The 12,611-nt window shown below is 54.1% G+C and carries 8 protein-coding genes; 7 read left to right on the forward strand and 1 reads right to left on the reverse strand.

Going from position 1 to position 12,611, the window contains the following annotated elements; translation table 11 throughout:
* Positions 1-33: 33 nt before the first annotated feature.
* From F6Y09_RS12605 to F6Y09_RS12625, 5 genes are all read left to right on the forward strand, one after another.
* Entirely contained in the window at positions 34-1,959 is a 1,926-nt protein-coding gene (locus tag F6Y09_RS12605) for a methyl-accepting chemotaxis protein (RefSeq protein WP_152207279.1), read from the forward strand.
* A gap of 278 nt (positions 1,960-2,237) precedes the next feature.
* Positions 2,238-4,814 carry a bifunctional diguanylate cyclase/phosphodiesterase gene (locus tag F6Y09_RS12610; protein ID WP_152207280.1) on the forward strand — a complete coding sequence of 859 codons (2,577 nt, stop codon included), beginning with the start codon at positions 2,238-2,240 and terminating at the stop codon, positions 4,812-4,814.
* 316 nt (positions 4,815-5,130) lie between these two features.
* Positions 5,131-6,105, forward strand: coding sequence for a TRAP transporter substrate-binding protein (locus tag F6Y09_RS12615; RefSeq protein WP_179959409.1), 975 nt, complete (start codon positions 5,131-5,133; stop codon positions 6,103-6,105).
* 38 nt (positions 6,106-6,143) lie between these two features.
* Positions 6,144-6,683 carry a TRAP transporter small permease gene (locus tag F6Y09_RS12620; protein ID WP_152207282.1) on the forward strand — a complete coding sequence of 180 codons (540 nt, stop codon included), beginning with the start codon at positions 6,144-6,146 and terminating at the stop codon, positions 6,681-6,683.
* Positions 6,684-6,687: 4 nt separating this feature from the next.
* A complete protein-coding gene (locus tag F6Y09_RS12625; protein ID WP_152207283.1) occupies positions 6,688-7,992 on the forward strand; it encodes a TRAP transporter large permease in 1,305 nt (434 codons plus the stop codon).
* A 190-nt stretch (positions 7,993-8,182) separates the two neighbouring features.
* Here the strand turns inward: F6Y09_RS12625 and F6Y09_RS12630 are convergent, their stop codons facing one another.
* The gene (locus F6Y09_RS12630) at positions 8,183-9,940 is read right to left on the reverse strand and encodes a putative bifunctional diguanylate cyclase/phosphodiesterase (protein ID WP_246180518.1); all 1,758 of its coding nucleotides are present in this window, start codon (positions 9,938-9,940) and stop codon (positions 8,183-8,185) included.
* Positions 9,941-10,639: 699 nt separating this feature from the next.
* Between F6Y09_RS12630 and F6Y09_RS12635 the strand changes: the two genes are divergently transcribed.
* Together F6Y09_RS12635 and F6Y09_RS12640 are read left to right on the forward strand one after the other, a co-directional pair.
* On the forward strand, positions 10,640-12,127 hold the full coding sequence (locus F6Y09_RS12635; protein ID WP_152207284.1) for a M17 family metallopeptidase: 1,488 nt from the start codon (positions 10,640-10,642) through the stop codon (positions 12,125-12,127).
* A gap of 56 nt (positions 12,128-12,183) precedes the next feature.
* The gene (locus F6Y09_RS12640; RefSeq protein WP_152207285.1) at positions 12,184-12,471 is read left to right on the forward strand and encodes a sll1863 family stress response protein; all 288 of its coding nucleotides are present in this window, start codon (positions 12,184-12,186) and stop codon (positions 12,469-12,471) included.
* The last annotated feature ends 140 nt before the right edge of the window (positions 12,472-12,611 follow it).

Here is a 12,611-nt window from a genome sequence, read left to right on the forward strand (position 1 = left end):
GCCACCCAATGAATAGGCTTCCCGGGAGTCAATGTGACGATTCGAAATCTTTTTATTACTACCGTCTCAGCACTGATTGTTCTGATCATGGCTGTGGCAAGCACCTTGATTGCCTGGGAGACCCGGGATGCCATCGAGACCGACGTGCTTGATCAGCGCAACGAGTTGAGGGGCAACGTCCTCAGAATTCTGTCCGTTACCGACGATCTCATGGCCAAGCGCGTTGAAAGTTCCCTGAGCCTGTTGACGGCCAGAGGCCAACAACTCGGGGCACCGCGAATCGAGGGGTACGAGGCGGTTGCCGGTAAGGAGACACCCGCGCTCTTTCTCGGCGACGTACTGGTCAACAACAACTACGGCCTGGTGGATGGTGTCACCGCGGTTATGGGTGGGACCGCCACCCTCTTTGTGAAGGACGGCCAGGACTATGTCCGTGTGTCCACCAACGTAAAGAAACAGGATGGTGCACGAGCCACCGGTACCACGCTGAACCTCAACGGCGCAGCCGGGCAAGCCATCCAGCGTGGAGAAGCCTATTTTGGCCAGGTGGAAATTCTTGGTAACCCCTACCTTACCGCCTACAACCCCATGCTCAACAGGGCCGGCGAAACTGTCGGTATCTGGTACGTGGGTTATTCAGCCGACCTGACGGAATTGAGCGGCGCCATTACCTCAGCCCGCCTGCTGGATAACGGATTCGTGGGACTCGTGGATGATCACGGCGAGGTGCGAATGCATTCGGATGTGATCGAGATCGACAAGATTAGCGAGATTCTGGAAACCACCCCGGAGGAGTGGCAGCTTGAGCAGACGGCCTTCGAGCCCTGGGGGTACAGTGTTGTTACCGGCTACGCAACGGACGAAGTGTCCGACATGGTCTGGGCCCAGATTACGCGCGCCGTGTTGATGATTGCCGTTGGCGGTCTTGTCATTATCGTCTGCCTCGGGGTGCTGGTGCAGCTGGTCATTGCCAAGCCGCTACAGAAAATGAACGAGGCCATCAACGACATCGCCCAGGGGGAGGGCGACCTTACGGCTCGTTTCAATCCGACCACAACCAACGAGTTGGACCTGATGGCCAGGGGCTTTGATAAGCTTATAGACCGGCTGCAAACCACGATTATGGACACCAAGGGCTCGACCCAAAGCCTGCTGGATGCATCCGGAAATCTCAAAGCGATCGCCTCGGAATCCGAATCGGTACTATACCGTCAGAACCAGCAAACGGAGCAGGTGGCGACCGCTATGAACGAAATGAGCGCGACCGCCCAAACCGTTGCCGAAAGTGCTGCAAGGGCAGAGAATTTGGCCAAGGAAGCCGATCACTCCGCAGAAAACGGACAGGCCCTGATTGAGGAAACCACCCGGACCATCGCCAAACAACTTGAGAATGGCGAGCGCTCGGTCAGTTCCAGCGCATCACTCAAAAATGCCTCCGAAAACATCGGCAGCATTTTGTCTGTTATCGAGAATATTTCCGGACAGACCAATCTTCTTGCCCTGAATGCTGCCATCGAAGCCGCCAGGGCCGGCGAACATGGCCGTGGTTTTGCCGTGGTATCGGAAGAGGTGCGTAATCTCGCAAGCCGGACCCAGGATTCTGTCAAGGAAATCCAGGATCAGATCCAATACCTGCAGGAAGGGGTCAAGAGTGTGGTTGAAGTGATCATCGATGGCACTCGGCTTGCCGAAGAAGCCAATGGCACGATCACGGAGACTGGAGCGGCTATCGAGCAGTTACGCACGGGTGTTCGCGCCATCCGCGACACCAATATTGAAATGGCCAGTGCTGCAGAGCAGCAGAGCCAGGTGTCCGAGGACATTAACAAGCGACTTGAGGAAATCCGGCAAATGGCAGGCATGAGCGATGAAAATGCCGGGTCGACAAATGAAGCGGCGGAGAAGGTGAGGACCGTGGTCGAGCAATTGCAGGCCAAACTCGACAAGTACAAAACCTGACGTTGCTGGCATTACGCCGGCATTGACAGGGTAATGCCTTTTGCAACGATGCTCTTTAAGGCAAAACTGGTGTCGACGTGTTTGCATAGGGGTTCATTAGCGGTACATCGCCAGGAAGATGGAGGCAACTATACAACTGGTACTGAATTCCCTACCCTGAGCAGTGGTTATTCCAGGTCGTCCTTGTAGTCCGGGTAAAGTCAGGCACCATCAGGCCCGGGCTATTAACGCCAATCCTGTCAGCGCTCCACGCATTTTTGCCAAATTGGGAAGACAACATGAACGATGATCGGACGTTGTTGGAATCCCAGCAGGCCATTCATCAGCTGATTGCCCGGCAACTGCCGCTGAACGAAACCCTGAACGCAATTACGGTCTGGATCAACAGAACTCTTCCGGAAGCTCTGGTGTCAGTCATGCGGTTTGATCAGGAACTCAACACGTTGAGCCTCGTGCCCAGTTCCTGGTTTTCGGAGCGCTTTCTTGAGGTCATGCAGGGCCTGCCGGTTATTGCCAAGCTGGGCACCTGCGGTACCGCTGCCTATGAGCGCCGGTTGATTGTCACCGAAGACATTCGCGAGGATTCGCGCTGGGAGGGGTATCACGACATCGCTGAGGCCGAAGGCCTGCGAGCCTGCTGGTCGCTACCAATTATTACTGGTCAAGGAGAGTTGCTCGGAACCTTTGCCACCTATTATCGCTATCCGATGTCTCCAACGGAGTTTGATCAAAGAAGTCTTGAATGTGGTGCTGCGCTTGCGGTACTTGTGTTACTGCGTGATCGCGATACCCGAGACCATCTTGCCCTGTCGGAATGGCATCAAGCGCTGTTCAACAATCAGCCGGATGGTGTCTTCGCCCTCGATCTCCAGGGCTATTTCCAGAGCTGCAACGCGGCGCTAGAGTGCATCGCGGGCTATTCACAATCCGATATCGTAGGCGCGCACTTCAACGAATTTGTGGAGCCGAGTTACCGGGAGCGGACCCTGGCTGCTTTCAAAAACGCCCGGCGTGGCGAATCGGTGACCTACGAAATTCAGGCAACTCACAAGGCCGGGCATTGCTACCATCTGGAGATCTCCAATTTCCCAGTGGTCGTTGGGGAAAACATCGTCGGCGTATACGGCGTCTGCCGAGATATTACCCGACGCAGTGAGCGGGATACCGAATTGCGTATGCTTAAGCGGGGTGTCGAGGCCAGCCCTCACGGCATCGTCATGGTCGACGCACGTCAACCGGATTTGCCGCTGGTTTACGTCAATTCGTCGTTCCTGACGATGACAGGCTATTCCGAGGCGGAGATCCTGGGTCACAATTGCCGCTTTCTGCAGGGCGACAATACGGATTTGACGAGCATTGACCGGATTCGCGCAGGGTTGCGCGACCAGACCGAGGTGGACGTCGTACTGAGGAACTACCGCAAGGATGGGACGTTATTTTGGAATCACCTACTCATTCGTCCAGTTCTGGACCGTGATGGCACCTGCACGCATTTCATAGGGATTCAGCAGGACATCACCCGGCAAAAGGAACAGGAAGCGCAGATCCGTTTTCAGACCCGCCATGATTTACTGACCGGCTTGCCCAATCTGGAAACGTTCACGGAACTGTTCGGCGAGGTTCTTGAGAAGTACAGAGATCAACCAGGCAGGGTCGTCGTGCTGCATGTGAATCTGGATGGTTTCAAACCCATCAATGAAGGCTTTGGTCACTCGATCGGCAGCCAGGTTCTGGTGACTGTAGCCCGGCGACTTGGCACCGTGGCGGGCAATACGGCGACTGTTGCCCGCCTCGTCGGGGATGAATTCGGTGTTCTTCTGGGTGACTGTGACGGCCGGGAAATGGCCGTCGAGTTGGCCGAGCGTTTTCTTGAGGCAGTATCCGAACCCATCATCGTTGAGAATCAACGAGTCCACCTCAGTGCCAGTATTGGCATTGCAAGTAATGCACGGCCACTTGAACAACCTCATGAGCTCATACAGTACGCGGATCTGGCCCTGCGCCAGGCTAAAAGACAAGGGCGAAACACCTGGCAGTGGTACCGTGGGCCCAAGGTGGCAAAAAACCGGCACACCGTGGCTTTGCGCCAGGATCTTTACACCGCCCTGAACGAGCAACAATTCGAGCTGCATTATCAACCCCTGGTGGATACGGTCAGTGGTCGGCTACGCAGTGTGGAAGCCCTGGTGCGCTGGAAGCACCCATCCAGAGGCATGGTCTCGCCCGGTGACTTTATTCCGCTTGCGGAACAGACCGGGCAGATTATTCCGTTGGGGCGCTGGATCCTTCAGCAAGCGTGCCGGGACATGGTCGACTTCAGTGCCCAGACCGGGCGTGTCCTGCCAGTGGCCGTGAACATCTCCTCATTACAGTTCCTGCGAGATGGATTTTTGGAGGATGTTCAACAGATTCTGGTGGATACGGGCCTGACACCGATGCTGCTGGAACTGGAGGTGACAGAGAGCGTGCTGCTTGATGGCGCGGGCCCGGTCATTGAGCTGATGCAGACACTCAAGGCCATGGGCATTCGGGTGGCACTGGACGATTTCGGCACCGGTTTTTCCAGTCTCAGTTACCTGCGGGATTTGCCCACCCACCGGGTGAAACTCGATCGCAGCTTTATTCAGGCGATTGAGACCGACCATCGGATGGCCGCAATTGTCCAGGCGGTGATTACCATGGCTCACAATATGGATATGACTGTGGTGGCCGAGGGTATTGAAACCCGGGAGCAACAACAGGATCTGGCCCGCCGGCACTGTGACCTGCTGCAGGGCTATTACTTTGCCCGGCCCATGCCACTGGCGGACCTGAAATTGCTGCCTCCTATCCTGCCGGGGGATCGTCCCGCGTGAAAGTGTTCAGACCTATCGGACTGCGCCTGCTGGTCGTGACCCTGTCGCCCCGCAGCGTTTATGTCTAACCTCCTTATGTGGGGCCCAGTGTGTTCGGCCCGGAGATTACAACTACCCGCGTGGATATTGCGATCGTAATATCCGTATTGTTTATTGATGAAAAGTTTACGGCTCACTTTTTAGTCCACTAATGTGTTCAATTAAAGCACAATGTCCAAGCGTGATTATGTTCGGCTGGTGTCCCTCGAGATGCCTGCAACAACAATCAAGAACGAGCGGCCCGGGTCAGAATTTTTCCGGCGCCAAAGGAGGAAACATGAAGATGAACGCTAAGTACCTAGCTGCATTTATGCTTTCTGTGGTCATCGGGAACGCCCAGGCAGAGACCAACTGGGATATGCCGACACCTTACGGCGATTCCAATTTCCATACTGCCAACATTCTGGAGTTTGCCAAAGATGTAAATGAAGCCACCGATGGAGAGTTGAACATAACCGTTCACAGTGGTGGGTCTCTCATCAAGCACCCCGAAATCAAGAACTCTGTTCGCCGTGGTCTTGTACCCATCGGCGAGCTGATCATGTCACGACTGGCAAATGAGGATCCTTTGTTTGAGGTGGATTCGGTTCCTTTTCTGGCCAGCAACTACGACGAAGCCTGGAAACTTTACCAGGCGTCCCGGGATATGCTGGCGGAGCGTCTTGAGCGCCAGCGACTGAAATTACTGTTTGCAGTGCCCTGGCCGCCGCAGGGCATTTACACCCGATTCCCGGTGGAAACTGGCGAAGAACTCCGGGGTGTAAAAATGCGTGCCTACAACAAATCGAGCGAACGTCTGGCCGAACTGTTGGGCGCCGTTCCAACTCAGGTTGAGGTGCCCGACATTCCGGTTGCGTTTGGAACCGGACGGGTCGACGCCATGATTACATCCCCGTCTACCGGCGCCAACACTCGGGCCTGGGATTACCTGAGTCACTTCAACCATGCTCAGTTGTGGTTGCCGAAGAACATGGTTATCGTCAACTCAAGAGCTTTCGAAGGGCTTCCCGAATCCACGCAAAAAGCTATTGAGACGGCCGCCGTTGAAGCTGAGAAGCGTGGATGGGAGGCCAGCAAGGCCGAAACTGATGCCAAGATCGCAATCATGGAAGAGAATGGCATTGTCGTGTCTGAGCCCAGCGACGCACTGGTCAAGCGCCTCAAGGAAGTTGGTGCGACGATGGAGCAGGAATGGCTGGAGCGTGCCGGTGACGACGGTAAAGCGCTCATCGAAGCTTATCGCGCACTCTAGCCCCTGATTAGTCAGAAAAAACAACCCGGAGCATATCCATGCGCAGGTTTCTGGACTCTCTGTACCGTTTCGGCGGGTACATCTCGGCACTGCAACTGACAGCGATCATGGTTATGGTTGTGCTCCAGGTGTCCGGACGAGTTCTCGACAAAGGCCTGCTGGCCCTGGGAATGGATTCCCTGGGCCTCCAGATTCCTGGGCTGGCTGAACTCGCGGGCTTTCTGTTGCTAGGCGCCACCTTCACCGGGCTGGCCTACACCCTGTCGGTTGGCGGGCACATCCGGGTTGACCTTTTGCACAGGGTACTTCCGGAAAGCATCCAGAAAGCCCTGGACCTTCTGGTGACGGTTATTGCTTTGGCGATCACCGGCTACGCCACCTGGTACAGCGTGCTGTTGACCTATGACAGCTATGACTTTGGTGACCTGTCGATTGGTATGGTTCCGGTTCCGCTCTGGATCCCGCAAGCAGTAATGGTTGTCGGGCTCATCTGGCTTCTGGTTGCCTTACTCGATGTATTGGCCGGGCTGATCACTGGCCGGCTTGCCCATATCAAAGACGAAGCCCCTCTGGAGTGAAACCATGGACATGATCTGGATGAGCCTGGTGCTTCTGGTCGGCCTTCTGATTCTGCTCGGAGCAGGGCTTTGGGTTGCCTTTGCTCTGACAGCAACCGGTCTGGCTGCCCTGTATTTCCTAAGTAACATTCCCATAGGCTATAGCCTTGCGACTTCGTTTTACGGTGCCAGCGCGTCCTGGGAGCTGGCCGCACTGCCTATGTTTATCTGGATGGGCGAGGTGCTTTTTCGTTCTCGGCTGTCGGAGGAAATGTTTAACGGTATTGCCCCGTGGGTTGGTCGCATTCCAGGCCGATTGCTTCATACCAATATCATTGGTTGTGGTATTTTCGCTGCGATTTCCGGTTCGTCGGCGGCTACCGCGGCGACCATCGGAAAGATGTCAATACCGGAGCTCACCCAACGAGGCTACGACCGCAAGCAGATCCTGGGCACTCTGGCCGGCTCCGCCACCCTTGGCCTATTGATTCCCCCGTCAATCATTCTCATTGTGTATGGCGTTGCTACCGAGCAATCCATCGCCAGGTTATTCGTGGCGGGCATTCTGCCAGGCTTGCTATTGATGGTAATGTTCGCTGGCTATGTGGGTATCTGGTCCAAGATGAACCCGTCCGGCGTGCCAGTTGATGAGGAAGGGTCCTTGCCGCTGGCAGAGAAGATTCGGCGTAGCAGGCCACTGATCCCGGTGATCTTGCTGATCATTGGTATCATCGGTTCTATATACGCCGGGCTGGCATCACCAACGGAATCGGCTGCGGTAGGTGTGGCGTTGGCGCACCTGTTGTCCTGGCGTGGCGACTCCCTGAGCCGGGCCAACTGCATGGATGCTCTGATGGGCACGGTGAAAACCTCCACCATGATCGCCTTCATTCTTGTGGGCGCCCACTTTCTGACCGTGTCCATGGGTTTTACCGGCATCCCCCGGGACCTGGCAGCCTGGATCAATACACTGTCACTGTCCCCTTACATGCTGCTCCTGGCACTGACGGCATTTTTCATTCTTTTGGGGTGCTTCCTGGATGGTATCTCCGTAGTGGTACTGACTACTTCGGTGATCTTGCCGATGGTACAGGCGGCCGGGATCGACCTGCTGTGGTTTGGAATCTACCTGGTCATCGTTGTGGAAATGAGCCAGATAACACCTCCGGTGGGGTTCAACCTGTTCGTGATCCAGGGCCTAACCGGTGACAATATTATCCGGATTGCGCTGGCCGCAATGCCGTATTTCCTGCTGCTGATGGCTGGGGTGTTTCTGATCACTCTCTTCCCGGAAATTGTTACCTACCTGCCGAATCAAATGGGAAATTGATAATACAGCATAACGATCAACCGACAGGTGGAAAAAGTGTTGGCCCGAACGTGTCTTCCTCCCAGTAATCGGGGCGCGCAGCAGCGATCTCAGAGCTGGTATTCGGGCTGAATGTTGCAATGTACATGTTCAGATTCCAGCTCATCCAGTTGGCTTTGGGCACCCTCTGAGCCCTGAAAACAGGCGGGTTTCAGTTATCTGAACCGAAACCAGCCAGAAATGTCGGCATCTGATCTGCCGGCATCGGCCTTGCGTACAGAAATCCCTGGGCCTGATTACAGCCTAACTCTCTGACCAGGTTATCCTGTTCAGGGGTTTCCACACCCTCCACAACCACACCCAAACCAAGACGGTGCCCAACCGTAATCATGGCCTGCATGATAGCCATATCACCATCATTTTTCATTGCGTGGTGCAGGAAGCTTCTATCGATCTTGATGCTGCAAACTGGTAACTTTCGCAAATAAACCAGAGACGAATGACCGGTACCAAAATCGTCAATAGAAATATGCACCCCAGCCCGTTTCAATCGTTCCAATTGCCTTATCTGACCCTCATCACCACCAAACACTTCATTTTCTGTCAGTTCCAGGCCCAATTGGGCGGGAGTCAGACCATGATTTTGCAGGGTCTGCAGAATATGATCCGCCAGGTGCTGATTAGTCAGTTGCCTGCCCGATAAATTAATATCAACCCGTATCTTTTCAAGTGCCGTACCCTGCCAGGCCTTAAGCTGCTTGCAAGCCGCTTCGATTACCCAATTTCCTATACGATTAATCAACCCTGACTTTTCTGCCACCGGAATAAAGACAGTCGGAGAAACCGCCTGAGAATTTTCATCGAAACATCGCAACAGCGCTTCACAGGAACCGACGCCCCCGCATTTCAAATCAATTTGCGGCTGAAAATACAGTTGCAGGCTGTCGACGGCGATAGCGCGTCGCAGGAGTGCAGTAACTTCCTGATAGTGAACCAGCCGATCATTGATTTCCGAGGTGTAAAAACAGACACTGTTCTTACCTCCTTCCTTGGCCTGATACATGGCGGCATCGGCATTCCCCATCAGCTCAGCTACCGTCCCTCCATCGTCGGGATAGAGGCTGACACCGAAACTGGCTGTCACTTGATAACACTCTCCATCCAGCACAAAGCCCTGATCAAGCTTATAGATTAAACGTCGTAGGAGTTCATGAATTTGCTCGGCCCCATCAAAATCAAACAACAACAACACAAACTCATCACCGCCAAACCGGCTCAGCAGGTCATAACTACGAATTTCTGTTTTCAGAGCTTCAGCAACCGCCCTTAGCAGCTTGTCGCCATAATGATGACCAAGGGTGTCATTGATCAGCTTGAAATTATCCAGATCAATAAACACCACGGCCACGGCCCGCTTCATTCGATCTGCTTCGATCAGACGCGCCGATAATTCAACCTCCATCAACCTCCTGTTCGGCAGCTGGGTTAAATCGTCGTAATTTGCCATCTTGTACAGCTCTTCCCGGGCCTTTTTCTGCTCCTGCAAGCTGATATCAATGCAGAACATTTCGCAGTCACCGGTATCCTGTTTGATCATTACATGACTGGAATAAACAGGAATAAGACGACCATCCTTGTGTTTCATCTCAATTTCTTCTGCCGGAATACTGATATTTTTATACAACCAGTTGCGGTGCGCTTTTATCACGCCCGCGCGCATATAGTCAGGGATAATGAGATCTTCCAGTAACTGACCTTGCGCCTCCTCCCGGGTATGGCCGTAAAGGCGCCTGCTCGCCTCGTTCCAATAAACAACCTGACGCTTTTTGTTATAGCCCTGCACCGCGACCATAGGCAGGCTCTCGATCAACTCGAAAAACTTTTGTTCGCTCTGCTTAACGGCAGACAGCGAGCATCCAATATTGGTTGCGGACGAAGGAGGCATTATCAGGTCCTGTCTATCTGGCATTATATGTACCTCCGAATACCTTCTCAGAGACCGAAACAGCTACGCCTTTAAGTTGAGTACAGCAAGTATCCAGGCCCTTTTGCGGGTTGCCTGACGGCTGTTCAAGATAGTGCGGCGCCTCTCAACCTGTAGATTACGCGATAAATTGCTGAAAAGTAACTTGTCATGCAGAATGTAGCATGATTTGCAGGCATTTTAGTCAGTCGCAGGGCTTGTTCCAGTCGATATTCTCGTTAGGTTGTTGGGAAAGTGGCGGCAATCTGACCTTTAATCAAAAAAAATGCTGATGTCGGTCAAAAAGATCGGCGTGTGGTGGCGCTCGGCATTCCGGCAACATTCCTGTGGCTGTTGTGGCTAACTCGGTCCGTTAACGCCGGTTCGATTCCAGCCCGCGCCTTCAATTTTTTTCTTGATTTACAAAGCACCCATCATGGTGACTTCTCTTTGTCGTACGAGCGCAACATTATGCTCTCGCCTCCTTGACGCGCTGCGTTTGTCTCTCTATGCCAATAACTATCAACTACCGCCATTTCCAGTCAGTCCTGACCTCGGGGTTTCGTGAGCCGTAGTGGCGTTGTACTGGGAGGATTGCCAAAGAGAAGGGGCTCCCGAGCGGGCAAGCCCGGAGTAACCGGGGTAGATGCAAACAGACTATACTGTGGAGAATGTCAATCAGCCTCTCCTCGGAGCTCACCACTCATGAAACCAGAGTTTTCCGGACTACCCCAATTGCTGCTCCAGAAAGACCAATCCATACCCGCTGCCTGGCATTTCGGGCCGGGCGCTGGTGTTGTACTTCTGGTGCCCGACGCCGATCGGAACGCCATAAGAAGCACACCCTGGGCCGAGTTCCTGGAACAGCGCCTTTCGGCTTATCCAGACACTGACAATCCGGTGTTTCTCTCCAGTCCGACCGGGGAGCGAACTGCGGTTGCTTTTGTGCCTGACCACCTCGACGGATTCAAAGCACTGACCCAGGCGCGCAAAGTAATCGGCCCCTTGATTTCGGAGCGCCTGGAGCAGATCAATGTCATCTCCCTGCTGGGTGACGCCCTGTCCACGAATGCCATGGCCGAAGCCCTCGTGGCGGCTGCCCACGCAGCGCTGTTCCAATTGCCCAGAATCACCGACAAGCCTGCTGAATCGACGGATCTCAAGGCAATCAGCTTTTTCGGGGATTTTGACAAAGCCGACTTTCAATATGCTGAAGCCACCGCTGAAGGTAACAACCTTGCTCGCTGGTTAACCCATTTACCGGGCAACTATTTGACACCGGGCATCTATCGGGATTTCGCCGAATCGCTTGCCAGCCAGGAGGGCTGGCAAGCGGAGTTCTATGACCGCGACCAACTGGAGGAGCTCGGTGCCGGCGCGTTTTTGTCCGTTGTTCAAGCCAGCCCGAACCGGGACGCCGGCATTCTTCACCTGCAATACCGCCCCACCGGGGCCGAAGGGAAGCCGCTGGCCCTGGTGGGTAAAGGTATCTGTTTCGATACCGGTGGAAGCAACCTGAAAGTGGGCGGAGGCATGCTGGGCATGCATGGTGATATGCAGGGTAGCGCCGTAGCACTCGGCACTCTGCTTGCCGTTACCCGTCTGAAATTTGATCAGCCGGTGGATTGCTGGCTGGCTCTGGCGGAGAACCACATCGGATCGCGGGCGGTCAAATGCAACGATGTTGTTACCGCTTTGAACGGAACTACAATCGAACTGATTAATACCGATGCTGAGGGCCGTATGGTGCTGGCGGATACGCTTGCCCTGGTATCCCGGGGCAAGCCACGTGCCATTATTGATTATGCGACCTTGACTGGTGGCGTTGTAGCCGCCCTGGGCCAACGAATGGCAGGCGCAATCACCAACCGTCGCCAGTGGGTCGAACCCATAATCCAGGCCGGCGAGCGCTGTGGTGAACGGGTCTGGCCCTTCCCGTATGAGGACGATTACGATGAAGACCTGAAATCAAAGGCCGCTGATACTCTGCAATGCCGAACTGAAGGGGCCGGCGATCACATCTATGCGGCACGCTTGCTTGGGCGCTTTGTAGATAAAGACATCGGCTGGGTTCACGTGGACATGGCCTCTTCCGGTACACACAAAGGCGGGCTCGCTCACATACCTACAGACCTACAAGGGTTTGGGGTGCGTTTTGGAGTGGAGTGGCTTAAAACGGTAGCAAATGAGTAACTTCAAGTGTAACCAACCGATAATTGAGAAAAAACTAAAGATAAGGGACTTTTGAAATGAGCATGAAAGACACCTACGTAAAGAAGCTTCAAGCCAAGCTGGATGAATGGAAAGCAGAAATTGACAAACTTAAAGCCAAGGCTGATTCAAAGGAAGCGGATGCCCAGCAGGAGTACTACAAAAAGGTCGACGAGTTGAAGTCGATGCAGGATGACGCCAGAAAAAAACTTGATGAACTGAACAAGGCCGGTGATGACGCTTGGGAAGATTTAAAATCCGGAGTCGAAAGCGCCTGGGATTCGCTCAGCAACTCTATCACTTCGGCGACTTCCCGCTTTAAATAATGTTTCTGGCAAGTAGCAGTTCAGGTACCGGGTCGGCGCAGCAATGCGCCGATTTCCTGTTCCTTACCCATCACAATCTCACTCGAAGCTTCTCGGGCGGAGATAGTTGGTCTTCAGGAACGTCTTTTCACCGGTATCCA

This window comes from Marinobacter changyiensis, assembly GCF_009193265.1.
GTDB classification, from domain to species: domain Bacteria; phylum Pseudomonadota; class Gammaproteobacteria; order Pseudomonadales; family Oleiphilaceae; genus Marinobacter; species Marinobacter changyiensis.

Excerpts from the sequence above, each read along its gene's own strand:
- F6Y09_RS12615 (WP_179959409.1), top strand. The coding sequence starts at position 5,131 with ATGAAGATGAACGCTAAGTACCTAGCTGCATTTATGCTTTCTGTGGTC.
- F6Y09_RS12640 (WP_152207285.1), top strand. The coding sequence starts at position 12,184 with ATGAGCATGAAAGACACCTACGTAAAGAAGCTTCAAGCCAAGCTGGAT.
- F6Y09_RS12635 (WP_152207284.1), top strand. The coding sequence starts at position 10,640 with ATGAAACCAGAGTTTTCCGGACTACCCCAATTGCTGCTCCAGAAAGAC.
- F6Y09_RS12625 (WP_152207283.1), top strand. The coding sequence starts at position 6,688 with ATGGACATGATCTGGATGAGCCTGGTGCTTCTGGTCGGCCTTCTGATT.
- F6Y09_RS12630 (WP_246180518.1), bottom strand. The coding sequence starts at position 9,940 with ATGCCAGATAGACAGGACCTGATAATGCCTCCTTCGTCCGCAACCAAT.
- F6Y09_RS12620 (WP_152207282.1), top strand. The coding sequence starts at position 6,144 with ATGCGCAGGTTTCTGGACTCTCTGTACCGTTTCGGCGGGTACATCTCG.
- F6Y09_RS12610 (WP_152207280.1), top strand. The coding sequence starts at position 2,238 with ATGAACGATGATCGGACGTTGTTGGAATCCCAGCAGGCCATTCATCAG.